Raw genomic sequence first — 25,689 nt, forward strand, 5'->3', positions numbered from 1 at the left:
GTTGCCGCCGCGATGCTGCTCGCACCCCCCGACACTGGTCCTTGTGCAGTCGCGCGGACTGAACACCAGGGCCGCGCCGCCGGCACCATTGCCGCTCGCACCCGCGCCACCGCTGCCTGCGCTCGCCGCGCCGTTGCCGCCGCGATGCTGCTCGCACCCCCCGACACTGGTCCTTGTGCAGTCGCGCGGACTGAACACCAGGGCCGCGTCGTCGGCAGCGGTCGGTTCATCGGGCGCGGTGCCGGTGGCCGCTGCGCCCACCGCTGAACCCTCGTCCTGCGCGATTTGCGTCGCTGCGTGCGCGCCGCTCGCAGGCATTGGCGCATCGGCAACCGTCATCAACTTGGGGACCGCATCCGTCGACGCGGAGTACGCGACCTGGGTTATCAATAAGGCCACCCCTGCCGCGATTGCCGTACTCCGTATAACCCCGAAGTAGTACTGATTGAATTTTCTGGTTTTCATCACGTCTCTCCCGAGGGGACGCCGGCACCTCGCTGCCGCCATCCCCCACGCTGATACTTCGACGGTGGGCCTGTCTGAACGCAGGCCTCATCGCCCCCCGAGTCTGTTTTGCGGATGCAAGTCAAACACCATCACTGTCTTCCCGGCACCGTAGCCGGTGCGCCGACAAGCGCTTGCATGCACGTCAGCCGGTACCGTCCGGGTGCGCTGCGTCGCGTATCGCTTCTTGCCACGGCGATTCGCACAAGCGGCGCTTCCGACTCTTTTCCGATCTCTTTGGCTTCGAATGTATGGACGGTACTTAGCGATATCCATGCCACTGCCCGCAAAGCCTTGCGGCGACGGGCGTCGAATAGGGGTGTGCGATGCCCGCGAGGAAAAAACGCAGGGAAATGTTTCGATGATGAAACGCGTGGCCGGAAGGCCGCCTTATTGCGCGTTATTCGTTGCGCGCGGTGTTTTCCGGTGCGTTTTCCGAGCCGCTGCCGGAGACCTTGCCGGTGTTGTCGCGCGCGGCGGATTGCAGCACACGCAGGTCGTCGACGGGGATATGGCAGCGGATGCGATGCGCGGACGGCTGGCCAGCGTCACCGCTGCCGGCTTCGAGGAAGGGCGGGTCTTGCTGCTCGCAGATCGCCCCGAGTTTGCGCGGGCAGCGCGTATGGAATACGCAACCGGACGGCGGCGATGCGGCGCTGGGCAGATCGCCGGACAGCCGTACGCGGGCGGTGTTGCCGCGGGCGTCGAGTGTCGGCACCGAAGACAGAAGCGCTTCGGTGTAGGGATGGTGTGGTCCGCCGAAGACCGCGGCTGCCGGTCCGATCTCCAGAAGCCGGCCGAGGTACAGCACCGCGATGCGATCCGACAGATAGCGCACCACGTGCAGATCATGCGAGATGAACACGTAGCTCACGCCACGCTCGCGTTGCAGATCGGCGAGCAGGTTGAGGATCGCGGCCTGCACGGAGACGTCGAGCGCGGACGTGGGTTCGTCGCAAACCACCACGCGTGGCTCACCGGCAAACGCGCGCGCGATCGCCACGCGTTGCTTGAGTCCGCCGGACAACTGACGCGTGCGCGAGCCGAGATAGCGTTCGGGCAAACGCACCGCCGCTGTCAACGCAGCGAGCCGTTCGTCGATTGCAGCGCCGCGCAGCGCGGCGAGGCGTGACAACGCACGACCGATCAGCCGCTTCACCGAATGCGCGCGATTGAGCGCCGAGTCCGGATTCTGGAACACGATCTGCAGCGACTTGACCTGCTCGTCGTTGCGTCGCGTGACGCGCGCGGCGAGTGGCGTGCCGTCGAGTTCGAGCACGCTGCCCGCATCGGGCGTCAGCAGGCCAAGCATCAATTTCGCGAGCGTCGTCTTGCCGCTGCCGGATTCGCCGACGAGGCCGAGCGTTTCGCCACTGGCGAGATCGATCGAAACGTTGTCGACCGCGCGCAGCGGAGCGCCGGATACGTGGAATGTTTTCGAGAGTTTTTCCGCGCGCAGCACGAGAGCAGGGCGCTCGCCGTCACGCAACGCAACGTCATGCAGGGGCAGTCCTTCCGCGGACGCACGCGGCAGTTCGATCGCGCGTTCGTGGTAATGGCAGCGCGACATCTGATCGCCGTGTGCGGCACTCACGCGATACGGCGGCGGTGCTTCACGGCGGCAGCGGTCGTCGGCGAGTCGGCAACGGTCCGCGTAAATGCAGCCTTGCGTGACCGAGCCGGGCAAGGGCAAATTACCCGCGATGGTGTCGAGCCGCTCGGTGTCCTTGCTGCGTCCCGCGGTCGGCAAGCAGCGCAGCAGTCCAACGGTATAGGGATGACGTGGCCGCGCGAACACGTCCTGGGTGGCGCCTTCCTCGACCAGCTTGCCTGCGTAAAGAACGCCGACGCGCTCGCACATCCGGCCGATCACCGCGAGGTTGTGGCTGATGAACAGCACCGCGGTGCCGAGTTCTTCGCGCAGTTGCGCCACGAGGTCGAGCACTTCTGCTTCGACGGTGGCGTCGAGGCCTGTGGTCGGTTCGTCGAGAATCAGCAAGGCGGGGTTCGACGCGAGCGCCATGGCGATCACGACACGCTGCTGCATGCCGCCCGACAACTGATGCGGATAGCTGTCCATCACGCGTTCGGGTGAAGCTATGCGCACCCGCTTCAGTATCTCGACCGTGCGCTGCACTGCTTCGTTACGCGAGACACCGGCCGCTTCGAAGGCTTCCGTGACTTGCCGCGCGATCGTCAGTGACGGATTTAATGCGCGCCCGGGATCCTGATAGACCATCGAAATCGCGTTTGCTCGCATCGAGCGCAACGCGTCGGCGTCGAGCTTCTGCACGTCCTGGCCGGCGATGATGATCTTGCCCGCCTTCACCTTGCCGTTTCGTGGCAGATAGCGCAGCGCCGCCATTGCGACCGTCGATTTACCGCAGCCCGATTCCCCGACGAGGCCGTATGCTTCGCCGCGCCGTACGCGAAACGATACGTCCTGCAGCACTTCACGATCACGTCCGCGCATCCGGTACGTGACTGTCAGGCCGACGACAGTCAGCGCATCCGTGCGATCGCTTTTCGACACGTCGAAGGCGGGGAACGAGGCGGGCGGCGGGCCGTTCATCGGTCGAGCACTCCTTGCACGCTATCGGCGATCAGATTCACGCCGACCACGAGCGAGGCGATGGCGCCGGCCGCGAACACCACGGTCCACCATGCGCCACCCGCCATCAGCGTGTACGACTCGGACAGCGCGAGCCCCCAGTCGGCGGAAGGCGGCTGAATGCCGAAGCCGAGAAACGACAGCGTCGCGACCGCGAAAATGGCATACCCGAGCCGCACGGTCGCCTCGACGATGATCGGTGGCAGCACGTTCGGCAGAATCTCCGCGAACATGATGTACGGCGCGCGTTCGCCCCGCAGTTGCGCTGCGGCGACGTAGTCCAGATGCCGTTCGGCGAACACGGCCGCGCGTACTGTGCGCGCGGTGATCGGCGTGAAGGTAATGCCGATCACTAAGATCACGGTGAAGTTCGATGCGCCGACCGCGGCCAGCGCGAGCAACGCGACGATCACGAGCGGCAGCGCGAGCACAGCGTCGATCGCGCGGCCCACGACGTTGTCCACCCAGCCCTCGAAATAGCCGACGATCAAGCCGAGGGCTGTTCCCGCGACCGTGCCGAGCAGGGTCGCCAAAGGCGCAATGGTCAGAATGTCGCGCGCGCCAACAATGACGCGGGAGAACACGTCACGACCGAGCTGATCGGTGCCGAACCAATGCGTGCCATCGGGCGGTGTGAGCGAGTTGAGCGGATCGGATGCGTACGGGTCGATCCGCACGATCCATTGCCCGGCGATCGCGCAGACCACCCACCATCCAACGATCAACACGCCGACCACAAACGTGGGCGAGCGCAGCAGGACGCGCAACTGGTCGAAGCGCGGTTCAGTAGCCGGGCGTGGAGCGGGCGGCGCGGCCGGCGGAACGATGGTGCTCATTCGGCGCTCCTCACTCGTAGTCGCGGATTGAGCAGGATATGCAGTGCATCGGCGACGAGGTTGGCGGCGGTGTAGACCACGCCGATTGTCAGCACGCCCGCTTCGAGCATCGGAAAATCCTTGGCCTTGGCGGCGTTGTAGATCAGCGAGCCGATACCTTGATAGTGGAACAGCGTCTCGACCACCACGAGGCCGCCGATCATGTAGCCGAGCTGCGTGGCGGCGACGGTGATGGTCGGCAGCAGCGCATTGCGCAACACGTGCCGCCAGATCACGGTACGGCGCGGCAAGCCTTTGAGGATTGCCGTGCGGGTGTAGTCCGCATCGAGCGCTTCGACGGTGCCCGCGCGCGCCATTCTCGCGATGTAGCCGAAGAACACCAACACCAGTGGCAGCACCGGCAGAATCAGATACCGCAATTGTTCGAGCGCGCTCGCTTCGGGCGGATACGACGCTTCGATCGGCAACCAACGCAGCCACACGCCGAACACCAGAATCAGCACGATCGACGAGACGAACTCCGGCACCACGGTCGCCGACAAACCGGCGATGCTGATGGTGCGATCGAGCCAGCGTCCCGCGTGCATGGCCGACCACACACCGCCCGCAATGCCGAGCGGCACGACGACGATAAACGCGAGCAGACCGAGCTTGGCCGAATGCGCCAGGGCGTCGGCGATAAACGGCGCAACCGGTTCACGGTACGCATAGGAAAGCCCCATGTCGCCGCGCACGAAATGCGAGATCCACTCGACGTATTGCGTCATGAGCGGCCGGTCCGCGCCGAGCTGATGATTGAGCGCGGCGACCGCGCGCGCATCGGCGAGCGGCCCGAGCACGGCGCGGCCGATATCGCCAGGCAGCAACTGGCCGCCCGCGAACACGATCACGGACAGCAGCCACAGCGTAATCAACGACAAACCGACCCGCGTCGCCAGAAATCGCGCGACACGGCCGGCGTTGCCGGTGGGGACCGGAGCGGCGGAAGGGGTCACCGTGGTCGACATTGTGATCTCCTGCCGAAGAAGTGCCGTGCGCTCATGCTTTCAACGCCTTCGCGTCAAACCGCTTTTACGTTCAAACCGCTTTTGCATCCACATCACGCGCTCAACACCGCGCGGTCGAAATAGAGTTGCGCGAGTGCGGTGAAGCGCACGCCGTTCACACCCTTGCGCATGGCGATCAACTGATCGTAAAAGAACGGAATGATCACGGGCGTTTCGTCGAGCAGCAGCGTCTGAATCTGCCCGGAGATTTTCTTTTGCGTGCCCAGGTCGACTGCCGCGACGAACTGCGCGACCAGTTGATCGTATTGCGGGTTCTTGAAGTGCGCGGCGTTCCACGTGCCGGTGCTGGTGAGCGGCGCGTTCAGAAACACGTTCGGCACGCCGCGATGACCGTAATCGGTGATGCCGAGCGGCGAGTCGAGCCAATCCGATTTCCCCGGTGTGCCCGCGCCGTAGTACAGCGACTGACTCTCCACCTTCAGATTGATGCGCACGCCGATCGCCTTCGCTGCGTTCTGCACGACCACCGCGAGATCGGGAATCTCCATGTACTTCTCGGTGGTCAGCGTGACGTCGAAGCCGTTCGGCACGCCCGCTTGCGCAAGCAGTTGCTTCGCCTTCGCGATGTCGATCCTGCGTTGCGCGACGCCTGCATCGGAAGACGGAAATACCGGTGCGAACGGGCTGTCGTTGCCGATCTGTGCACGGCCCTTAAACAGCCCTCGCACCAGCACGTCGCGGTCGAGCGACAATGCCAGCGCCTGGCGCACGCGCTTGTCCTTGAACAACGGATTGTCGTTGCGCATATGAATCTGGCGATGCGCGCTCGACTTCACGCCGATTGCCTTGTAATCCGGATTGTTCAGAATACCGGCGCCGCCCTGCACGGTGAAGGTGCCCATCACGTCGGCCTGGTGGCCTTGCAACGCGAGCATTTGTGCCTGTTCGTCGGCGTAGAACGAGAACTGTACGCGTTGCGGTAACGCTTTGTCGCCCCAGTAGTCCGGATTGCGCACGAACGAGGCGCCGACCTTCGCCTGATACTTTTCGAGCTTGAACGGACCGGTGCCGATGAAGCTCTTTTCATAACCACCCGCATAGTTCGCGGGCAGGATCACGGCGTTGTAATTGTCCGAGGAAACGTAGTACGGGAAGTTGCCGTTCGGTGCATCGAGATGGAAGGCGACCGTGTGTTCGTCGACGACCTTCGCACCGCCTTTCGACAGCACGCCCTTGAGCACCGAGAGCGCCGCCGAACCGCTCGCCGGATCGGCGAGCCGATCGAAGGTGGCGACGACGTCTTTGGCGGTGAATGCCTGGCCGTCGTGGAATTTGACGTTCGGGCGCAGCGTGAAGGTCCACACGTCGCCCTTGTCGTTCGGCTTCCACGACAAGGCAAGCGCCGGCTTCAGCACGAGTTTTTCGCCGTCGTCGTCGATCAGGAATTCGCCGGTCTGATTCAGCAGCGCGAGGCTCGCGGCATCGTTCACGGTGAGCGGATCGACGGCGCCGGCCGGCGTCAGGTGGGCCACGCGGATCGTCTGGTTGGACGGGCTCGGTGCGCCTTGCGCGCGGGCTCGCGGCGCATTCAGCACGCCGCCGCCGGCCAGCGACAAACCGATCACGCTCGCATAGCGCAGCAGATCGCGGCGCGTGATGCGGCCGGCGATGAATTCGTCGATGGCGTGGTTGCCGTAGGCGTCGGCGGTGTGGCGAGCTAGGTCGAGTTCGAGAAATCGGTCCGCGGGAGTCTTCATCGATGGAGTATCCAGTCCGTTCTGCTGTCGGTTCTGAAGGGCCGCGCCAGATGCACGCGACAGGCGACTTTATTGCAATGACGAAAAGCTGCAGCGCGCTGCAGTGCTGAAAAGCGGTTTCAGTGTAAGCGATTGCCCATCGGTTCGGCGCGCTTGCTGCGCGGTCCGGTCGCCGTTTGGCGTATAAAAGGGCCGGCGTGTGTCGTCACGACAACGCTCGGCGGGCTGTCTCGCACGGTTGCGCAAAAGCGCAGGATGCCGCAGCGCGGAAACTGCCGTTGTGTCGTCGCCGCCGTGGAAACCATGCCGGTCTTCTGCGAAGGCACGTTGGATTTACCGTGCAACGATGCCGGCGCGGCGCCAGCGATGGAACAGCACCGAGCCGATCCAGCACGCCATGAAGGTTGCGACGATGCCGTAACCCAGTACGCCGAAGCGTTCGTTGAGACCCGCCACCGCATCCCATACGCCGCCGCTCAAACCGAGTTTGTCCGACAGCAGGCCCAGCGCTTCAACGCCGCCAATGACGATTGCCACCACCGCCGAAACGAACGTGATGCTCGCGTTGTAGTAGAGCTTGCGTTTCGGATCGTCCATGGCCCAGCCGTAGGCGTGGACCATCAGCACGTTGTCGGTCGAATCGACCAGCGTCATGCCCGCGGTGAAGAGCGCCGGGAACACGAGGATCGAATACAGCGGCAGACCTTTGCCGGCTTCGGACGCGGCAATCGCCAGCAGGCCGATCTCGGTCGCGGTGTCGAAGCCGAGACCGAACAGCACGCCGACCGGGTACATGTGCCAGCTTTTCGTCACGAGCCGGAACATCGGCCGCAATGCGCGCGACAGCAGACCGGCGGGCGCGACGCCTGCCGTCGTTTCAGCAGCGAGTTCGCCGCCGCGTTGGACGTGGCGATAGCGGCGGCACACGTCGCGCAGAATCACGAGGTTCACGCACGCCAGCACCAGCAGAAACACTGCCGAGACGACGGTGCCGATCGTGCCGCCGACCGCCTTGAAGGTGTCGAAGCGGCCGTGCAGCGAATGCGCAGTCCACGCAATGCCGATCGTCGCCGCGATCACGATTGTCGAATGGCCCAGCGAAAACGCCAGGCCCACGCCGAGCGGTTGCTTGCCCGCCTGCATCAGCTTGCGCGTAACGGCATCGATCGCCGCGATGTGGTCCGCATCCACTGCGTGGCGCAGACCGAAGCCATACGCGAGCAGCGCGGTGCCGAGCAGCAGCGGATAGTGGCGAAACGCGATCAGCGCCCACGCCCACGCGCCGAGGTTGGCGGCGATCAGGACGGCATACAGCGTGATGAGGCGAGGGCGCAGCGAAGCAGTCGGCGTCATGAGTTGCGTGATAGAAGTTTAGTGATCGTGCGGATGCTTGTGAATCGGATCGACCCAGAAGACCGTTTCCGGCGCTTCCACCGCGTCGATGTTCAGATTTACCACCACCGCTTCATTGTCGCTGCGCACCAGCACGCATTCGAGCGGATCGTCGGTACTGGCGTTGATCTCCTGATGCGGCACATAGGGCGGCACGAAGATGAAGTCGCCCGGGCCGGCTTCGGCGGTGAACTCGAGATGCTCGCCCCAGCGCATGCGTGCCTGGCCTCGCACCACGTAGATCACGCTTTCGAGCGCGCCGTGATGATGCGCGCCGGTCTTTGCATTCGGATGGATCGTCACGGTGCCGGCCCAGATTTTCTGCGCGCCGACGCGCGCCGCGTTGATCGCCGCCGCGCGATTCATGCCCGGCGTTTGCGCGGTATTGCTGTCGAGCTGGTCGCCCTTGATGACCTTGACGCCGTGCTCGCGCCAATCGATCGGCGCCGGCGGTTGCTCATCCTTATAGTGCGGGTGTTCGTGATCCTGGCTCATGGTGTGTCTCCTTGAGGGCGTTAGTCCGGGCGGTCGGCCCGGCGCCGTTTGGCATTTTTGCACGTTCAAAAACGTGCGTGTTGCCGGCTGCTCCAGGCGGTGTCACGGACGAAAAAAAGCCCATCCACAGGGGACGGGCCTTTTGCTGTCAGCCTTCATTGCATCGCGGGTCGCAGCACATGGCGTGTTGCAACCCTCGGCGCTTACTTCTGCTTTGCGTTGATCACGGCTTCCGCGACGTTGTTCGGCGTTTCAGCGTAGTGCTTGAACTCCATCGTGTACGTCGCGCGACCTTGCGTTGCCGAGCGCAGTGAAGTCGAATAGCCGAACATCTCCGCAAGCGGTACTTCGGCGCGCACCAGCTTGCCGCCACCGCCGGCGATGTCTTCCATGCCTTGCACCATGCCACGACGGCTCGACAGATCGCCCATCACGTTGCCCATGAAGTCTTCCGGCGTTTCCACTTCGACGGCCATCATCGGTTCGAGCAGTACCGGTTTGGCCTTGCGCATGGCGTCCTTGAACGCCATCGAACCGGCCATGCGGAACGCGTTTTCGTTCGAGTCGACGTCGTGGTACGAACCGAAGGTCAGCGTCACTTTCACGTCGACCACCGGATAGCCCGCCAGCACGCCGGCCTTCAGTGTTTCCTGAATGCCCTTGTCGACTGCCGGAATGTATTCACGCGGAATCACGCCGCCCTTGATCGCGTCGACGAATTCGTAGCCTTTGCCTTGCGCCGACGGTTCGAGCGTGATCACCGCGTGGCCGTACTGGCCGCGGCCGCCCGACTGCTTGACGAACTTGCCTTCGACGTCTTCGACCTTGTTGCGCACCGTTTCGCGGTAAGCAACCTGCGGCTTGCCGACGGTCGCTTCGACGCCGAACTCGCGTTTCATCCGGTCGACCAGAATTTCCAGGTGCAACTCGCCCATCCCGGAGATGATGGTTTGGCCGGATTCTTCATCCGTCTGCACGCGGAACGACGGGTCTTCCTGCGCCAGACGATTGAGCGCGATGCCCATCTTTTCCTGGTCGACCTTGGTTTTCGGCTCGACGGCCTGCGAAATCACCGGTTCCGGGAAGATCATCTTTTCAAGAATGATCACGTGTTGCGGATCGCACAGCGTGTCGCCCGTGGTCGCTTCTTTCAGGCCGACTGCCGCGGCAATGTCGCCGCAGTAGACTTCCTTGATTTCCTTGCGCTCGTTCGCATGCATCTGCAGGATCCGGCCAAGGCGTTCCTTCTTTTCCTTGGTCGCGTTGTAGACGGTATCGCCCGAATTCACCACGCCCGAATACACGCGGAAGAAAATCAGTTGGCCCACGAACGGGTCGGTCATGATCTTGAAGGCGAGCGCGGAGAACGGATCGTCGTCTTTCGGATGCCGCTCGATTTCGTTGTCGTGCTCGTCGTGTCCGGTAATCGCGGGGATGTCGAGCGGCGAAGGCAAATAGTCGATCACCGCGTCGAGCATGGCCTGCACGCCCTTGTTCTTGAACGCGCTGCCGCACAGCATCGGCACGATCTCGTTGGCGATGGTACGCACACGAATGCCGTGCTTGATTTCATCTTCGGTCAGCGTCCCACCGTGCAGGTATTTGTCGAGCAGCTCCTCGCTCGCTTCAGCGGCAGCCTCGACCATCTTGTCGTGCCACTCCTTCGCGGTCGCCTCGAGCTCGGGCGGAATGTCCCGGTACTCGAACTTGATGCCCTGGTTCTCTTCGTCCCAGTAGATCGCCTTCATCTTGACGAGGTCGACCACGCCCTGGAAATGATCTTCCGCACCGACCGGAATCTGGATCGGCACCGCGACGCCCTTCAGGCGATCGCCGATCTGTCGTTGCACACGGAAGAAGTCCGCGCCGACGCGGTCCATCTTGTTGACGAACGCAATGCGCGGCACCTTGTACTTGTTCGCCTGACGCCACACGGTTTCGGACTGCGGCTGCACGCCGCCGACCGAGTCGTACACCATGCAGGCGCCGTCGAGCACGCGCATCGAGCGCTCAACTTCAATTGTGAAGTCGACGTGACCCGGGGTGTCGATGATGTTGATCCGGTGTTCCGGATAGTTGCCGGCCATACCCTTCCAGAAAGCAGTCGTGGCAGCCGATGTGATCGTGATGCCGCGCTCCTGCTCCTGTTCCATCCAGTCCATCGTCGCAGCACCGTCGTGAACCTCGCCGATCTTGTGGGTCACGCCTGTGTAGAACAGGATGCGTTCAGTGGTGGTGGTTTTGCCGGCGTCGATGTGAGCGCTAATGCCGATATTCCGGTAGCGCTCGATGGGAGTCTTGCGGGGCACGTGAACCTCCTTGAAATGGCGCGCCTGAAACGCTTGCCGGGCGGCAGTCTGTGCTGCCCGGGGAGCCTTGGATGCTGCTTTACCAAGAATACTAGGATAGCGCGTCGGCCTGTCTTTTGCAGGAATCTTGCCAGCCGCGTGTGAAGGCCTGCTGGTATGGGCTCGCGCGACGGCGCCGGCCTCTGCCGGGTGGTGCCGGGCATCACCCGCCCCGCGCTGAATGGAAAAAAGCCGGCGCCTCGCGAAAGGCACCGGCTTTTTGTGAAAAGCGGCCGCTGAAGACTCGGCAGGGTGTCGTCGTGGTCGACGCGCCTTTATTGTGCGGCCGGCAAGCCCTGGATCTTCATGCCCGGTTTGATGCCTTTCGACGAGAACCAGCCCTTGCTCATTTCCAACGCATACACGCCGTTGTTCTTCGGGCAGTGATTGTTGGTGGTCTCGGCCTGCATCTCGTCGATGTCGGTGACCGTGCCGTCGGCGCGGATGAAAGCGATCGACAGCGGGATCAACGTGTTCTTCATCCAGAAGCAATGCACGGCGTTTTCATTGAAGACGAACAGCATGCCTTCATTCGGCGCGAGGGTCGTGCGATACATCAGACCCTGTTCGCGATCGGCGTCGTTAGCGGCGACGGCTGCGTCGATCACGAACATGCCCGCGGTCAGCTTTGCGCGCGGAAAGTCGCCGGGCTGCTTAGCGCCCGCCGGCATCTGTTGCGCATGAGCGGGGGCAGCGGTGGTCGCGGCGAACGACATCGCGGCGAGCGGCAGTGCAACGGCAACAGCGAAACGCGCAATCAACGAGCGCATGGGAAATCGCACGGCATGACTCCTTGCTGAAATTTAACTCGCGAATGTTACGCGAGCGCGTCAAAAACAAAAAGGCAGATCGCCTTGCGGTGATCTGCCTTTCAACGCCGTAAGAACGGCAATGAAGCTAGTTCTTGACTGCGTTTTTACAACAAACTTACTCCGAAGCGCCCGAAGCTGCAGCTGCTGCTGCTGCCTTCTTGTGCGACTTCTTGTGAGCGTGCTTCGTGGTCTTCTTTGCCGACGAAGCTGCTGCCATCGGAGCTGCCGAAGCTGCTGCCGGTGCCGAAGCTTGTGCGAATGCTGCCGTTGCGAAGAGACCAGCGACCAGAGCGGCGATCAGTTTGTTCATTTTGTGAATCCTCAGCTTTAGTTGATTAACCAAATGACCCGGTTATATGTAGAGTCATGTCGGTAAACGTGCCATCCACCTTTCGGTTGACAGCCGCATCGAACATTTTTTCGACGCGTCTGCTTAGCGCTCAGACTCCCCGTACTCACCGCGAGAGCGGCGTGTGCAAAGGCCCTTAAGGCTGAATGCCGGATAGCTTCGGGCGGCATCTGCGTCGAATAACGCGTGAGCTCGCGCACCGGTTGACGTGAATTTCGTGGAAAATTTATATGCCGACGTGCTGAAGCAAATGAATGGCCGCAGAGCGATCGTGAACGCAATTGTTTCACGCGTTTTTCATATTGGTTTCACGCGCTATTTTGTTTGCGGATACAACGAGTTAGCTTTCTCGCCGGGGGGTCAAAATAGCGGTTCGATGCGGGTTCAGTGTGGGTTCGGTGCAGACATGGCGCGCATGCAAATGCGTTCAGGCGATGCCTTCCCATGGGGCCTTCAGCGGCAACTCGACACTCTCTCCCGGCTGCAGCCCAAGCGAAAAAATATCGAGTGCGCCGATACCGGCACGCACGAGACGCAATGTCGGGAAACCCACTGCGGCGGTCATGCGTCGTACCTGGCGGTTCTTGCCTTCAGTGATCGACAACTCGATCCATGTGGTCGGAATCGCGGCGCGATAGCGGATCGGCGGCGTGCGAGTCCAAAGCGAGTCGGTCGGCTCGACGTATTCGGCGCGGCAGGGCCGTGTCACATAATCGCCGAGGTCGACACCGCGTGCGAGCTTCTTCAGCGTGGCATCATCGACTGCGCCTTCCACCTGTGCCCAATAACGTTTGACAAGTTTGTGACGCGGCTCGGCGATGCGCGCTTGCAGCGCGCCGTCGTCGGTAAGGAGAAGCAGCCCTTCGCTATCGGAGTCGAGCCGGCCCGCCGGATAGATGCCGGGCACTTTCACCCAGTCGGCCAGCGACGCCCGCGTTTCATGCGGCGAAAACTGACAGATGGTGCCGAACGGTTTGTTCAGGGCGAGGAGTCGCATAGAGGAATCGATGAAGGTCGAGCGGCGGCGGGAGCGTGCCGCGCAGGCCAGGAGGGGCGCTGGCTCGGTAGTAAATGGCGGAATAATAATGCATAATGATCTGCTGCAAGTCCTCTGTCTTATATAAGACATAAGACTAAGCGAGCGACTGATTTTGATTTTCGACAATGTTGGAAAACCCCGAGCGGCATACCGGCTCGTGGCTGCGTCGGCGTGGGCTAGAATAGACGACCAGGCCGCTCGCGGGCGTCCGGCATTGCGCGTAGCGAGGAGCACCCGGTTTTCGCAGTCTCCCATCAGCTTTCAGCACAGCCTTCACTGGAGTCCGATCATGCCGTATCAGCACATCAAGGTTCCGACCGGCGGTGACAAGATCACCGTCAACGCAGATTTCTCGCTCAACGTTTCCGACCAGCCAATCATTCCGTATATCGAAGGCGACGGTACGGGCCTCGACATCACGCCGGTGATGTTGAAGGTGGTGGATGCCGCGGTAGAAAAAGCCTACGCGGGCAAGAAGAAAATCCACTGGATGGAAATCTACGCCGGCGAGAAGTCGACCAAGGTGTACGGCCCGGACGTGTGGCTGCCGGAAGAAACGCTGCAGGTGCTGAAGGAATACGTCGTCTCGATCAAGGGTCCGCTCACCACGCCGGTCGGCGGTGGTATCCGTTCGCTGAACGTCGCGCTGCGTCAGGACCTCGATCTGTATGTCTGCCTGCGCCCGGTGCAGTACTTCAAGGGCGTGCCTTCACCGGTGCGTGAGCCGGAGAAGATCGACATGGTGATCTTCCGCGAGAACTCGGAAGACATCTATGCCGGCATCGAATGGCCCGCCGGGTCGGAAGACGCGAAGAAGGTCATCAAGTTCCTGCGCGAAGAAATGGGTGTGAAGAAGATCCGCTTCCCGGAAACCTCAGGGATCGGTGTCAAGCCGGTGTCGCGCGAAGGCACGGAGCGCCTCGTGCGCAAGGCGATCCAGTATGCGATCGACAACGAGCGCCGCTCGCTCACGCTGGTGCACAAGGGCAACATCATGAAGTTCACCGAAGGCGCGTTCCGCGACTACGGTTATGCGCTGGCGCAGAAGGAATTCGCTGCGGAGCTGATCGACGGCGGTCCGTGGATGAAGATCAAGAACCCGAAAACGGGCGGCGACATCGTGGTGAAAGACGTGATCGCCGACGCGTTCCTGCAGCAGATCCTGCTGCGTCCGGCGGAATACGACGTGATCGCCACGCTGAACCTGAACGGCGACTACATTTCAGACGCGCTGGCCGCGCAAGTCGGCGGTATCGGGATTGCGCCGGGTGCGAACATGTCGGATTCGGTCGCGATGTTCGAGGCCACGCACGGCACGGCGCCGAAGTACGCCGGCAAGGACTACGTCAATCCGGGTTCGGAAATTCTCTCGGCTGAAATGATGCTGCGTCACATGGGTTGGACTGAAGCGGCCGACCTGATCATCAAGTCGATGGAAAAGTCGATTCTGCAAAAGCGGGTCACGTATGACTTCGCGCGCTTGATGGAAGGCGCGACGCAGGTGTCCTGCTCGGGCTTTGGCCAGGTGTTGATCGAAAATATGTAAGCGATTCGCGCTGGTTTTTCCAGCCTGAGTCAACAAAACCCCGGCGCCGTGAGGTGGCCGGGGTTTTTTGTTTTACAGCGCATGAAGCGCATCTGCATGCGATTCATGCATTCCTACAGCGTTTGCTCAAAACGCCACGTCACGTTACGACGTTTCAAGAGGTCGCATCCGACCAATATCGAGAACTCCCCGCACCCCGTCGGGTACGGTACGCCCGGCTGGAAATCGCGCCCGCCTGTTAGCGAGGCGCGCCCACCTGCCGGCGAACCCAACCAACTTCCCTGCGTGAGAGTGACAAAACGATGACCCACAAAGATTCCGTTGCCAATGTGTACGTCGCCACCCCCAGCTATGGCGCGGTCGTGACGACCGACTACGCGCTTGGACTTCTCGACCTCTACGACGAGGCGGCCCAACAAGGCTTCGGCTTGCGGGTCAACTTCAACAGCTTCGACAGTCTGATCACTCGCGCGCGCAACACCATGGTGGCGGAATTTCTCGCCGATGCCCGCTTCACGCATCTGATGTGGATCGACGGTGATATCGGCTTCAAAGGCGCGGATGTGGTTCGCCTGTTGCAGACCGATCGGCCGGTGGTGGCCGGCGTCTATCCGCTGAAGAACGATGGGTGGCCGGCCGCCGGTCTGGAGCAGGCGGTCCCGGCCGGTTCGACGAAGGCCGATTTTCGCGCCCGCCACGCCATGTACCCCGCAATAGTGCGGGGAGATGTACTGGAAGCCGACGCTGACGGCTTTCTCGACGTTCTCTATGCGCCCACCGGCTTCATGCTGATCAAGCGAGAAGTCTTTCTGGCGCTGATGCAACGCTTTCCTGAGCTTCATTGCCGTTCGAGGCTCGCAGGCCGTCCGGAACTGGATACGGGTGAGCCGGCGGCATTCCTCTACGCGTTCTTCGACACCATGATCGATCCGGAGTCGCGGTTGTATCTGTCCGAGGACTATGCATTTTGCCGCCTCATCGCAAGCATCGGTATCACGCCAGCGGTCGATGCGCGGTCGAATCTGCGGCACCAGGGCATTGCAGTGTACGAAGGCGATCTCGCTCGCAGTCTGGCGCTACAACGTGCGATGGCGGGTAGTCGTGCGGCCGCCAACGGGTGACTATCGAAAGCGTTCGGAAAGGAAAGCGGGTGTCCAGTATTTGAGACATTCGCTTTGTCGACGTTTCAAGCCACGGTGGCCGCAGTGGCAATCCGCCTCAAATTAGAACGCGCCGCCCAAAAAAAGAAACCCGGCACGGAGCCGGGTTTCAAAGGACGGGTAACGAACAGGTTCAGGCAGGTGCCTGGATGTTCGATGCCTGTTTGCCTTTCGGGCCTTGCACGACCTCGAAGGTTACTTTTTGACCTTCCTTGAGGGTCTTGAACCCATTCATCTGGATGGCCGAGAAGTGTGCAAACAGATCCTCACCACCCTCGTCAGGCGTGATGAATCCGAAACCTTTTGCGTCATTGAACCATTTGACCGTACCAGTTGCCATTCCAACTTCCCCTGTAACTCATGTCACTACCACGAGCCCTCGAAAAGCTCGACGGCCGCGCGATGCAGCCGCTCCCTCCTCACAAGCTCACCATCGGCATTTTTTCGATTTATGGCGCAGTGAAAAAAGTGCCAGCTTGATTGTTGAGGCTCTTTATTCGAGTGTCAAGAAAATTTTGAGACGTCGTTGTCGCGTTGCAAACAGGCGTTTTCCAGGGTTTTTCCCGCTTTTGTTTTCTTATGTGCGGTTGCCCAAGCGTGCTGTCTTGAAAAGTCGCATAATCGACTCACATGCTGTTCTGCGGGTCGCACGCCGTCCGCTGGCCGGGCGCGTGCCGTCAGCCAGTATGGGCAGGTTGTGCGATACTCGATCCGACTGCGGCGCAGCACGGCCGCGACGCATCACAGGATAGGGGCCGGCTCCGCAATCGGCTCGTCGAATGACGCACCGCTTGGGGGTATTTACCCATCAGGCGGGAGCGAACGGGCTCACCGGCCGGTCGGCCGGGTTTTGACAGGATTGCGGGCCTGTCCTAGTTGTTTAGAATGGGTGTATGGCGATTATCCCGGACAAGCAGGACGGCACCGTACTGGAGCGGCAGGAAAAGAAGCTGAAGCCGCCTTCCATGTACAAGGTAGTGCTGCTGAATGACGACTTCACGCCAATGGAATTTGTCGTGATGATCGTGCAGGAATATTTCAATAAAGATCGTGAAACCGCAACGCAGGTGATGTTGAAGGTGCATCGCGAGGGCAGGGGAGTTTGTGGGGTCTATACGCGGGACATCGCGTCGACCAAAGTCGAGCAAGTCGTTACCCACGCACGGCAGGCCGGGCATCCGCTGCAGTGTGTGATGGAGGAAGCATGATTGCCCAGGAACTGGAAGTCAGCCTGCACATGGCGTTCATGGAAGCACGCCAGGCGCGGCACGAGTTCATAACGGTCGAACATCTTTTGCTGGCACTGTTGGACAATCCAACAGCGGCGGAGGTGTTGCGTGCATGCGCGGCCAATATCGAGGATCTGCGCCAGAACCTGCGCAACTTCATTCATGACAACACGCCGACCGTGCCTGGCACGGACGACGTCGACACGCAGCCCACGCTGGGTTTCCAGCGTGTGATCCAGCGCGCGATCATGCATGTGCAATCCACCTCGAATGGCAAGAAGGAAGTGACCGGCGCGAATGTGCTGGTGGCGATCTTCGGCGAGAAGGATTCGCATGCGGTGTACTACCTGCAGCAGCAGGGCGTGACGCGTCTGGATGTGGTGAATTTCATCTCGCATGGCATTGCCAAGACCAGCAGCACGGACGCCGCGAAAGCGAGCGACGCGAATGCCGAGTCCGACGAAGCCGCCGCGCAGAAGGAAACGCCGCTCGCCCAGTTCACGCAGAACCTGAACCAGATGGCGAAAGACGGCCGCATCGATCCGCTGATCGGGCGCGAGTCGGAAGTCGAGCGTGTGGTCCAGGTGCTATGCCGCCGCCGCAAGAACAATCCGCTGCTGGTCGGTGAGGCCGGCGTCGGCAAGACCGCGATCGCCGAAGGGCTTGCCTGGCGCATTACGCGCGGCGAAGTGCCGGATATTCTGGCCGATGCGCAGGTGTATTCGCTCGACATGGGCGCGCTGCTCGCTGGCACCAAGTATCGCGGCGACTTCGAGCAACGCCTGAAGACGGTCCTCAAGGAATTGAAGGAACGTCCGCACGCAATCCTGTTCATTGACGAAATTCATACGCTGATCGGCGCAGGCGCTGCGTCGGGCGGCACGCTGGACGCGTCGAATCTGCTGAAGCCGGCGTTGTCGTCGGGCACTTTGAAGTGCATCGGCGCGACCACGTTCACGGAATATCGCGGCATCTTCGAAAAAGACGCGGCATTGTCGCGCCGCTTCCAGAAGGTCGACGTGACTGAGCCGACCGTCGAGCAGACGGTGGCGATCTTGCGCGGCCTGAAGTCGCGCTTCGAAGAGCACCACGGCGTGAAGTATTCGTCGGGCGCACTGTCGGCGGCGGCTGAGTTGTCGGCACGCTTCATCACGGATCGTCATCTGCCGGACAAGGCGATCGACGTGATCGACGAAGCGGGCGCGGCGCAACGCATCCTGCCGAAGTCGAAGCAGAAGAAGACCATCGGCAAGAACGAGATCGAAGAAATCATCTCGAAGATTGCTCGCGTCCCACCGCAAAGCGTGTCGCAAGACGATCGCAGCAAGCTGCAAACGCTGGATCGCGATCTGAAGAGCGTGGTGTTCGGGCAAGACCCGGCCATCGACGCACTGTCGGCCGCGATCAAGATGGCGCGTGCGGGTCTCGGCAAGCTGGATAAGCCGATCGGCGCGTTCCTGTTCTCCGGCCCCACGGGCGTCGGCAAGACGGAAGTGGCGAAGCAACTGGCTTTCACGCTGGGGATCGAATTGATCCGCTTCGACATGTCGGAATACATGGAGCGTCATGCGGTGAGCCGTTTGATCGGTGCGCCGCCAGGCTATGTCGGTTTTGACCAGGGCGGTCTGCTGACCGAAGCCGTCACGAAGAAGCCGCACTGCGTGCTGCTGCTCGACGAAATCGAAAAGGCGCATCCGGACATCTACAACGTGCTGCTGCAGGTGATGGACCACGGCACGCTGACGGACAACAACGGCCGCAAGGCGGATTTCCGTAACGTCATCATCATCATGACGACGAACGCGGGCGCCGAGGCAATGGGCAAGGCGGTGATCGGCTTCACGAACCGTCGGGAAACCGGCGACGAAATGGTCGACATCAAGCGCATGTTCACACCGGAGTTCCGTAACCGTCTGGACGCAACGATCAGCTTCCGCTCGCTCGATGAAGAAATCATCATGCGCGTGGTCGACAAGTTCCTGATGCAACTGGAAGATCAGCTGCACGAGAAGAAGGTCGATGCGCTCTTCACCGACGCGCTGCGTGCTCACCTCGCGAAACACGGTTTCGATCCGTTGATGGGTGCGCGGCCGATGCAGCGTCTGATCCAGGACACGATCCGTCGTGCGCTGGCCGACGAGTTGCTGTTCGGCAAGCTGATGAATGGCGGCCGCGTGACGGTCGACGTGGATGCGGAAGACAAGGTGCAGTTGACCTTCGACGAGCATCCGGCGCCGCGTAATCCGAATCCGGAAGCGGTTGAGGTTGAGTAAGTCGGTCGAGTAAGCGTTTCAGTCTCATCTGAAAGCAGAACGGCGCGGGTTGAACCCCGCGCCGTTCTGCTTTTTGCGTTGCGCGAAGCGCTTGTTGGAAGCAAGCGAGGCTTCAACGCTTATCGATCGATAGGGCTTAGTGCTTGCCGGTGCTGCCGAACCCGCCTGCGCCACGCTCGCTGGTCTCGAAATCGTCGACGATGTTGAATTCAGCTTGCACGACCGGCACGATCACCAGTTGGGCAAGGCGCTCCATCGGATTCAATACGAACGTGGTTGTGCCGCGATTCCAGGTCGAAATCATCAGTTGCCCTTGATAATCTGAATCGATCAGCCCGACCAGGTTGCCCAGCACGATGCCGTGTTTATGACCCAGACCCGAACGCGGCAGGATCAGCGCCGCGTAACCCGGATCGGCGACGTGAATCGCCAGACCCGTCGGCACCAGTGCGGTTTCGCCGGGTTTGAGGGTCAGCGGTTCGTCGAGGCAGGCGCGTAGGTCGAGGCCCGCGCTGCCGGTGGTTGCGTAGGCCGGGAGTTGTTCGCGCATGCGCGCATCGAGAATCTTCAGGTCGAGTTTCATGCAGGTTCGAAGGGTTAAGGAGTGGAGGCCGGGCGTCCGAGTTGGAACGCGTCGGCGAGAAGTTCATAGGAGCGCAGCCGGGCGCGATAGCTGCCCGCTACGGTGAGCACGATCAATTCATCGGCCTGGAACTGCTCCTGCAAGGCATGCAGCCGCTCAGTGACGGTTTCCGGCGTGCCGATGATGCTGCGCGGCTTCTCGCGGTCGATCACCAGTTGCTCACGCACGCCGTATTCCTGCGCAGCGCCTTGCTCGACCGTCGGAATCGGCGCATTCAGGCCAAGGGCCATCTGCACGCGGCGCAGATCGACCGCTTTTTCCAGGTCGGCGGCTTCCTGTTCGGTGTCGGCGCAAATCACAAATACCGAGGCGGCCAGATAGGGCTGTTCTGTTTCCAGGCTAGCCTTGAAGCGTTCACGATAAGCCAGCGCCACCTGATGCCCGAAATGCGCGTTGATGAAATGCGCGAACGCAAAGCGGATGCCGAGTTGCGCCGCCAGCAGGCCGCCGAATTCACTCGACCCGAGTACCCACAATTGGGGACGCGTAGCGATTTGCGGTTGAAGCAGCACGCCGTGCCCAAGGTGATCCTCGGGCAGTGTGCCGTGCATCAGGCCGACCAGATCGGCGACCTGCTGCGGAAAAATCTCGCCGCGATTGTAGGCACCGGCCGCGACCGCCTGCGCCGTGCGCATGTCGCCTCCTGGGGCGCGTCCTACGCCGAGGTCGATACGGTTCGGAAACAGTGCCTCGAGCATCATGAATTGCTCGGCGACCTTGAAAGGGCTGTAGTACGGCAGCATCACGCCACCTGAGCCGATTCGAATGCGTTTGGTCACGCTGCCGAGGCGCGCCAGCATCACCTCGGGGCACGGGTTCGACACGCCGCGCAAGCCGTGATGCTCGGCGCACCAATAGCGCGTGTAGCCGAGGTCGTCAGCCAGTTGCGCGAGTTCGACGGTGGCGGCGATTGCGTCCGCCACTGAGTGCCCGTCGATCACGGGCGTTTGATCGAGCACGGAAAGTAGCGTCATGTCAGTACTGCTCCAGATGAATCGGTGCGCTAGAGGCGCTCGCGGCGAATGCAACATGCGCCGCCGCGCGCGGCTTTAGCGAATCAGACTTGTGTCGGGCAGACGCCTGGCAATTTCTACGATCAATGCGCGCGCGAGCGTCTGCTTGTCGGCGCGCGGCAGCTTGGTGGCACCTGCCGCTTCGAACAGGATGACTTCGTTATCGTCCATGCCGAAGGTCAGTGGACCGAGATTGCCGATCAATAAAGGCACGTTCTTGCGCATGCGCTTTTCTTCGCCGTGCACTTCGAGGTCGCCGCTCTCGGCCGCGAAACCGACTGTGAACGGCGGATGCTGCAGCTTGGCAATCGCTGCCAGAATGTCCGGATTCTCGACGAACGTGAAGGTGGGCAGCGCGCGCTCGGCAGTCTTCTTGATCTTGTGTTCGCTGGCGTGATCGACGCGCCAGTCGGCCACCGCGGCCACGCCGATGAAGATGTCGGCGTCGGCGACCGAGCGCATCACCGCATCGTGCATTTGCTGCGCGGTTTGCACGTCTTGGCGGAACACGCCCCACGGCGTTTCCAGCGCCACCGGACCAGCGACCAGATGTACCTCGGCGCCGGCTTGTTGCGCGGCGCGCGCCAGCGCAAAGCCCATCTTGCCGCTCGAACGATTGGTGATGCCGCGCACCGGATCGAGCGGTTCGAAAGTCGGGCCGGCGGTCAGCAACACGCGGCGGCCGGAGAGGATCTTCGGCGAGAAGAATGACGCGATCGCTTCGTAAGTCGCGGCCGCTTCGAGCATGCGCCCGTCGCCGACTTCGCCGCACGCTTGCGGACCCGAATCGGGACCGAGCACTTCAATGCCGTCCGCGCGCAGTTGCGTGACGTTGCGTTGGGTGGCCGGGTTCTGCCACATCTGCCGGTTCATCGCCGGCACGACGAGCAGCGGACAATCGCGTGCTACACACAGCGTCGACAGCAGGTCGTCGGCCATGCCGTGCGCGAGTTTGGCGAGGAAGTCGGTAGAGGCGGGTGCAATGACGATCGCGTCGGCTTCACGCGAGAGATCGATGTGCGCCATGTTGTTCGGCACGCGAGCGTCCCACTGGCTCGTGTAGACCGGCCGGCCGGACAGCGCCTGCATCGTAACGGGGGTGATGAACTGCGTGGCCGCTTCGGTCATGACGACCTGCACGGTCGCGCCGGCCTTGGTCAACAGACGCGTGAGTTCGGCGATCTTGTAGCAGGCAATGCCGCCCGTCATGCCGAGGACGAGGTGTTTTCCTGCGAGTTCTGCGGTTGCCAACGAAAGCCTCCGACAAAGCGTGGTCTACCTATACTCGTTAGCGCGAGCCGCGCACGCGCCGCAACTCGTCGAGCACGAGCAGGATCGCACCGATCGTGATCGCGCTGTCGGCGAGATTGAACGCCGGCCAGTGCCACGTGCGCACGTGAAAATCGAGAAAGTCGATCACATGGCCGTACGCCAGCCGGTCGATCACATTGCCGAGCGCGCCGCCCAGAATCAGCGCGAGCGCCGTGCAGAACATCTTCTGCCCGCCGTGGCGCTTGAGCAGATAGCAGATCACCAGCGCCGCGACCACGCCGAGCGCGGTGAACGCCCAGCGCTGCCAGCCGCCCGCCATCGCCAGGAAGCTGAAGGCGGCGCCGCGGTTGTACACGAGGATCAGGTTGAAAAACGGCGCGACCTCATGCGGAACACCGTAGGCGAACACCTTCTGGACCGCGATTTTGGTGAGCTGATCGAACAGGATCACGATCAGCGCGACACCGAGCCACGGCGCCAGCGAACCACCGGCGGCTGACGATTTCGACATGGTTTTCGCCATTATGCCGCGCTCCTCGCTTCACCGTTGCCGAACAGATTGCTGAAGCAGCGGCCGCACAGGGTGGGGTGCTCGGCATTGGCGCCAACGTCCGCGCGGTAGTGCCAGCAGCGTTCGCACTTCAGATACTTCGAGGCGATCACTTCGACGCCTTCTTCCGCTTCGCTGTCGACCTTGACGACGGTCGCCGCCGACGTGATCAGCACGAACTTCAGGTCGTCGCCGAGGCTCGTGAGCGCGTCGTAACGCGCGCCGCTCGCGCGGATTTCGACTTCCGCCTGCAGCGACGAACCGATCAGGTTCGCAACGCGTGCTTCTTCCAGCGCCTTGGTTACGTCGCTACGCGCGGCGCGCAGCAGCGTCCATTTGTCGAGCAGATCACCCGCTTCCGGCACCGCCGGGAACGCGTGATAGGTCTCGGTGAAGATCGTTTCGCTGTTCGGCGAGAAGATCTTCCACGCTTCTTCGGCGGTGAACGACAGGAACGGCGCCATTAGGCGCAGCAGACCGTGTGCGATGTGATACAGCGCGGTCTGAGCCGAGCGGCGTGCGACGGAGTCAGCCGCCGTGGTGTACAGACGGTCTTTCAGCACGTCCAGATAGAAGCCGCCCAGGTCTTCCGAGCAGAACGTCTGCAGCTTCGCGACCACCGGGTGGAACTCGTACTTGTCGTAGTGCGAGAGGATGTCGTTTTGCAGGTTCGCCGATAGCGCCACCGCGTAACGGTCGATCTCGAGCCAGTCTTCGACCGGACGCGCGTGTTGCGCGAAGTCGAAGTCCGACAGGTTCGCGAGCAGGAAGCGCAGCGTGTTGCGGATGCGGCGATAACCTTCCGTCACGCGCTTCAGGATCTCTTCGGAGATCGCCAGTTCACCCGAGTAATCGGTCGAGGCGATCCACAGACGGATGATTTCCGCGCCAAGGCGGTTCGCCACTTCATGCGGGTCGATACCGTTGCCGAGCGACTTGCTCATCTTGCGGCCTTCGCCGTCGACGGTGAAGCCGTGCGTGAGCAGCGCGTTGTAGGGCGGGCGGCCGTCGAGCATCGAAGCGGTCAAGAGCGACGAGTGGAACCAGCCACGGTGCTGGTCCGAGCCTTCCAGATACAGGTCAGCCGGGAATTGCAGTTCGTCTTTATGCGAGCCGCGCAGCACGTGCCAGTGCGTGGTGCCCGAATCGAACCAGACGTCGAGCGTGTCGCGGTTCTTTTCGTACATGTTGGCGTCGTCGCCGAGCAGTTCGCGCGGGTCGAGCGTTTGCCACGCTTCGATGCCGGCCTTCTCGACGCGTTGCGCGACTTCTTCGAGCAATTCCAGCGTGCGCGGATGCAGCTCGCCGGTTTCCTTGTGCACGAAGAACGCCATCGGCACGCCCCATTGACGCTGACGCGACAGCGTCCAGTCCGGGCGGTTGGCGATCATGCTGAACAGGCGCTGCTTGCCCCACGACGGATAAAAGGCGGTGTTCTCGATGCCTTCGAGCGCGGTCTCGCGCAGCGTCTTGTCGGTGTCGTTCGGCTTCACGTCCATGCCGGCGAACCATTGCGAGGTCGCGCGGTAGATGATCGGCGTCTTGTGGCGCCAGCAGTGCATGTAGCTGTGCGTGTACCTCTCGGTGCGCAGCAGCGAGCCGGCTGCTTGCAGGGCTTCGACGATCTGCGGATTGGCCGCCCAGATCGACAGACCGCCGAACAGCGCGAGCGATTCGATATAACGGCCGTCGCCCATCACCGGGTTGATGATGTCCGAATCGGCCATGCCGTGCGACTTGCAGGACACAAAGTCTTCCACGCCATACGCCGGCGACGAGTGCACCACACCCGTACCCGTTTCGGTCGTCACATAGTCGCCGAGATAAACCGGCGCCGTGCGCTTGTAGGCCGGATGCGCGGAGGCGAGCGGATGATTGAAGCGCAGGTTGACGAGCTTCGCGCCCGGCGTGGTCGCGATGACCGTGCCTTCCACTCCGTACAGTTTCAGGCAAGCTTCAACGCGCTCTTCGGCCAGGATCAGCAAACCGCGCGGTGTATCGACCAGCGCGTAGACGATTTCCGGATGCAGGTTCAGCGCCTGGTTGGCGGGGATGGTCCACGGCGTGGTGGTCCAGATCACGATGCCGCCTTCGTTGCGCGGCAGCGCATTCAGGCCGAACGCCTGCGCGGTCTTCTCCGGCTCGGCGAAGCTGAACAGCACGTCGATGGTCGGATCCGTCTTGTCCTTGTACTCGACTTCCGCTTCGGCCAACGCCGAGCCGCAGTCGAAACACCAGTTGACCGGCTTTAGGCCGCGGAAGACGTAACCCTTTTCCATGATCTTCGCGAGCGCGCGGATTTCGCCGGCTTCATTCGTGAAGTTCATGGTCTTGTACGGGTTGTCCCAGTCGCCGAGCACGCCCAGACGGCGGAAGCCGACCTTCTGCTTCTCGATCTGTTCGGTCGCGTAGGCGCGCGCCTTCTGCATCACTTCGGCGGCCGGCAGCGACTTGCCGAACTGCTTTTCGATCTGGATTTCGATCGGCATGCCGTGGCAATCCCAGCCCGGCACGTAGACCGCGTCGAAGCCCGCCAGATTGCGTGCCTTGACGATCATGTCCTTGAGGATCTTGTTGACCGCGTGGCCGAGGTGGATGTCGCCGTTCGCATACGGCGGGCCGTCGTGCAGGATGAACTTCTTACGGCCTTTGCTGGCCGCGCGGATCGTCTCGTAGACCTTGCGTTCCTGCCATTCCTTGACCCATTGCGGCTCGCGCTTGGGCAGGTCGCCACGCATCGGGAACGGCGTGTCGAGCAGGTTGACCGGGTAGCGTGACTGCGGTTTCGAATCGGCTTTCTTGTTGCTCATGATGAGGTCGCGGTGAATTCTTTCTAAGCGCAGCGAGGCTGCG

At 62.0% G+C, this 25,689-nt stretch carries 20 protein-coding genes and 1 pseudogene; 4 read left to right on the forward strand and 17 right to left on the reverse strand.

Translation table 11 applies throughout. From position 1 onward, the window contains the following. The 11 genes and pseudogenes from FSO04_RS33525 to FSO04_RS33575 form a co-directional block, all read right to left on the reverse strand. Positions 1-465: pseudogene (locus tag FSO04_RS33525) on the reverse strand (hypothetical protein); the annotation flags it as partial. Positions 466-904: 439 nt separating this feature from the next. Next, on the reverse strand, positions 905-3,076 hold the full coding sequence (locus tag FSO04_RS33530; protein WP_154565860.1) for an ABC transporter ATP-binding protein: 2,172 nt from the start codon (positions 3,074-3,076) through the stop codon (positions 905-907). Beyond that, the gene (locus FSO04_RS33535; RefSeq protein WP_154565861.1) at positions 3,073-3,951 is read right to left on the reverse strand and encodes an ABC transporter permease; all 879 of its coding nucleotides are present in this window, start codon (positions 3,949-3,951) and stop codon (positions 3,073-3,075) included. The genes FSO04_RS33530 and FSO04_RS33535 overlap by 4 nt, the downstream gene beginning before the upstream one ends. After that, complete coding sequence (locus FSO04_RS33540; RefSeq protein ID WP_154565862.1) at positions 3,948-4,958, reverse strand: ABC transporter permease; 1,011 nt, start codon at positions 4,956-4,958, stop codon at positions 3,948-3,950. The genes FSO04_RS33535 and FSO04_RS33540 overlap by 4 nt, the downstream gene beginning before the upstream one ends. Positions 4,959-5,050: 92 nt before the next feature. Next, a complete protein-coding gene (locus tag FSO04_RS33545; RefSeq protein WP_154565863.1) occupies positions 5,051-6,715 on the reverse strand; it encodes an ABC transporter substrate-binding protein in 1,665 nt (554 codons plus the stop codon). Between the two features lie 333 nt (positions 6,716-7,048). Further along, positions 7,049-8,068 carry a HoxN/HupN/NixA family nickel/cobalt transporter gene (locus tag FSO04_RS33550; protein ID WP_154565864.1) on the reverse strand — a complete coding sequence of 340 codons (1,020 nt, stop codon included), beginning with the start codon at positions 8,066-8,068 and terminating at the stop codon, positions 7,049-7,051. 18 nt (positions 8,069-8,086) lie between these two features. Next, complete coding sequence (locus FSO04_RS33555) at positions 8,087-8,602, reverse strand: cupin domain-containing protein (RefSeq protein ID WP_154565865.1); 516 nt, start codon at positions 8,600-8,602, stop codon at positions 8,087-8,089. 203 nt (positions 8,603-8,805) lie between these two features. Further along, positions 8,806-10,911, reverse strand: a complete 2,106-nt coding sequence (gene fusA, locus FSO04_RS33560) for an elongation factor G (protein ID WP_168435939.1) — start codon at positions 10,909-10,911, stop codon at positions 8,806-8,808. 314 nt (positions 10,912-11,225) lie between these two features. Next, positions 11,226-11,732, reverse strand: coding sequence for a DUF192 domain-containing protein (locus tag FSO04_RS33565; RefSeq protein WP_168435940.1), 507 nt, complete (start codon positions 11,730-11,732; stop codon positions 11,226-11,228). 145 nt (positions 11,733-11,877) lie between these two features. After that, on the reverse strand, positions 11,878-12,072 hold the full coding sequence (locus tag FSO04_RS33570) for a hypothetical protein (protein WP_041758551.1): 195 nt from the start codon (positions 12,070-12,072) through the stop codon (positions 11,878-11,880). 466 nt (positions 12,073-12,538) lie between these two features. After that, positions 12,539-13,108, reverse strand: coding sequence for a pseudouridine synthase (locus FSO04_RS33575; RefSeq protein ID WP_054042670.1), 570 nt, complete (start codon positions 13,106-13,108; stop codon positions 12,539-12,541). A 331-nt stretch (positions 13,109-13,439) separates the two neighbouring features. Between FSO04_RS33575 and icd the strand changes: the two genes are divergently transcribed. Both icd and FSO04_RS33585 read left to right on the forward strand, forming a co-directional pair. Beyond that, a complete protein-coding gene (gene icd / locus FSO04_RS33580; protein WP_154565866.1) occupies positions 13,440-14,696 on the forward strand; it encodes an NADP-dependent isocitrate dehydrogenase in 1,257 nt (418 codons plus the stop codon). A 302-nt stretch (positions 14,697-14,998) separates the two neighbouring features. Beyond that, complete coding sequence (locus tag FSO04_RS33585) at positions 14,999-15,817, forward strand: hypothetical protein (protein ID WP_154565867.1); 819 nt, start codon at positions 14,999-15,001, stop codon at positions 15,815-15,817. 172 nt (positions 15,818-15,989) lie between these two features. Here FSO04_RS33585 and FSO04_RS33590 read toward each other — a convergent pair whose 3' ends face one another. Further along, on the reverse strand, positions 15,990-16,196 hold the full coding sequence (locus FSO04_RS33590) for a cold-shock protein (RefSeq protein WP_007180614.1): 207 nt from the start codon (positions 16,194-16,196) through the stop codon (positions 15,990-15,992). A 553-nt stretch (positions 16,197-16,749) separates the two neighbouring features. On the opposite strand from FSO04_RS33590, the gene clpS reads away from it, so the two are divergent. Together clpS and clpA are read left to right on the forward strand one after the other, a co-directional pair. Then, positions 16,750-17,064, forward strand: a complete 315-nt coding sequence (clpS, locus tag FSO04_RS33595; protein ID WP_006050100.1) for an ATP-dependent Clp protease adapter ClpS — start codon at positions 16,750-16,752, stop codon at positions 17,062-17,064. Then, positions 17,061-19,358, forward strand: a complete 2,298-nt coding sequence (gene clpA / locus FSO04_RS33600) for an ATP-dependent Clp protease ATP-binding subunit ClpA (RefSeq protein WP_074282414.1) — start codon at positions 17,061-17,063, stop codon at positions 19,356-19,358. Before clpS ends, clpA begins: the two co-directional genes overlap by 4 nt. A gap of 136 nt (positions 19,359-19,494) precedes the next feature. Here clpA and dut read toward each other — a convergent pair whose 3' ends face one another. The 5 genes from dut to ileS all read right to left on the reverse strand — a co-directional run bounded on the left by dut (position 19,495) and on the right by ileS (position 25,646). After that, entirely contained in the window at positions 19,495-19,941 is a 447-nt protein-coding gene (dut, locus tag FSO04_RS33605; protein WP_154565868.1) for a dUTP diphosphatase, read from the reverse strand. Positions 19,942-19,955: 14 nt separating this feature from the next. Then, the gene (locus tag FSO04_RS33610) at positions 19,956-20,975 is read right to left on the reverse strand and encodes an LLM class flavin-dependent oxidoreductase (RefSeq protein ID WP_154565869.1); all 1,020 of its coding nucleotides are present in this window, start codon (positions 20,973-20,975) and stop codon (positions 19,956-19,958) included. Positions 20,976-21,050: 75 nt separating this feature from the next. Continuing rightward, the gene (gene coaBC, locus FSO04_RS33615; RefSeq protein ID WP_154565870.1) at positions 21,051-22,265 is read right to left on the reverse strand and encodes a bifunctional phosphopantothenoylcysteine decarboxylase/phosphopantothenate--cysteine ligase CoaBC; all 1,215 of its coding nucleotides are present in this window, start codon (positions 22,263-22,265) and stop codon (positions 21,051-21,053) included. Positions 22,266-22,302: 37 nt separating this feature from the next. Next, positions 22,303-22,809 (reverse strand): signal peptidase II, encoded by a 507-nt coding sequence (gene lspA / locus FSO04_RS33620; RefSeq protein ID WP_093638890.1) that lies wholly within the window; start codon positions 22,807-22,809, stop codon positions 22,303-22,305. Next, positions 22,809-25,646: an isoleucine--tRNA ligase gene (gene ileS / locus FSO04_RS33625; protein WP_154565871.1), complete on the reverse strand. Its 2,838-nt coding sequence runs from the start codon at positions 25,644-25,646 to the stop codon at positions 22,809-22,811. Before ileS ends, lspA begins: the two co-directional genes overlap by 1 nt. Positions 25,647-25,689: the final 43 nt, after the last annotated feature.

Origin of the sequence: Paraburkholderia madseniana (genome assembly GCF_009690905.1) — a bacterium.
Taxonomy (GTDB): domain Bacteria; phylum Pseudomonadota; class Gammaproteobacteria; order Burkholderiales; family Burkholderiaceae; genus Paraburkholderia; species Paraburkholderia madseniana.

Excerpts from the sequence above, each read along its gene's own strand:
- clpA (WP_074282414.1), top strand. The coding sequence starts at position 17,061 with ATGATTGCCCAGGAACTGGAAGTCAGCCTGCACATGGCGTTCATGGAA.
- dut (WP_154565868.1), bottom strand. The coding sequence starts at position 19,941 with ATGAAACTCGACCTGAAGATTCTCGATGCGCGCATGCGCGAACAACTC.
- FSO04_RS33540 (WP_154565862.1), bottom strand. The coding sequence starts at position 4,958 with ATGTCGACCACGGTGACCCCTTCCGCCGCTCCGGTCCCCACCGGCAAC.
- FSO04_RS33575 (WP_054042670.1), bottom strand. The coding sequence starts at position 13,108 with ATGCGACTCCTCGCCCTGAACAAACCGTTCGGCACCATCTGTCAGTTT.
- clpS (WP_006050100.1), top strand. The coding sequence starts at position 16,750 with ATGGCGATTATCCCGGACAAGCAGGACGGCACCGTACTGGAGCGGCAG.
- FSO04_RS33570 (WP_041758551.1), bottom strand. The coding sequence starts at position 12,072 with ATGAACAAACTGATCGCCGCTCTGGTCGCTGGTCTCTTCGCAACGGCA.
- FSO04_RS33545 (WP_154565863.1), bottom strand. The coding sequence starts at position 6,715 with ATGAAGACTCCCGCGGACCGATTTCTCGAACTCGACCTAGCTCGCCAC.
- FSO04_RS33610 (WP_154565869.1), bottom strand. The coding sequence starts at position 20,975 with ATGACGCTACTTTCCGTGCTCGATCAAACGCCCGTGATCGACGGGCAC.
- FSO04_RS33590 (WP_007180614.1), bottom strand. The coding sequence starts at position 16,196 with ATGGCAACTGGTACGGTCAAATGGTTCAATGACGCAAAAGGTTTCGGA.
- ileS (WP_154565871.1), bottom strand. The coding sequence starts at position 25,646 with ATGAGCAACAAGAAAGCCGATTCGAAACCGCAGTCACGCTACCCGGTC.
- FSO04_RS33535 (WP_154565861.1), bottom strand. The coding sequence starts at position 3,951 with ATGAGCACCATCGTTCCGCCGGCCGCGCCGCCCGCTCCACGCCCGGCT.
- FSO04_RS33530 (WP_154565860.1), bottom strand. The coding sequence starts at position 3,076 with ATGAACGGCCCGCCGCCCGCCTCGTTCCCCGCCTTCGACGTGTCGAAA.
- FSO04_RS33585 (WP_154565867.1), top strand. The coding sequence starts at position 14,999 with ATGACCCACAAAGATTCCGTTGCCAATGTGTACGTCGCCACCCCCAGC.
- icd (WP_154565866.1), top strand. The coding sequence starts at position 13,440 with ATGCCGTATCAGCACATCAAGGTTCCGACCGGCGGTGACAAGATCACC.
- FSO04_RS33555 (WP_154565865.1), bottom strand. The coding sequence starts at position 8,602 with ATGAGCCAGGATCACGAACACCCGCACTATAAGGATGAGCAACCGCCG.
- lspA (WP_093638890.1), bottom strand. The coding sequence starts at position 22,809 with ATGGCGAAAACCATGTCGAAATCGTCAGCCGCCGGTGGTTCGCTGGCG.
- FSO04_RS33550 (WP_154565864.1), bottom strand. The coding sequence starts at position 8,068 with ATGACGCCGACTGCTTCGCTGCGCCCTCGCCTCATCACGCTGTATGCC.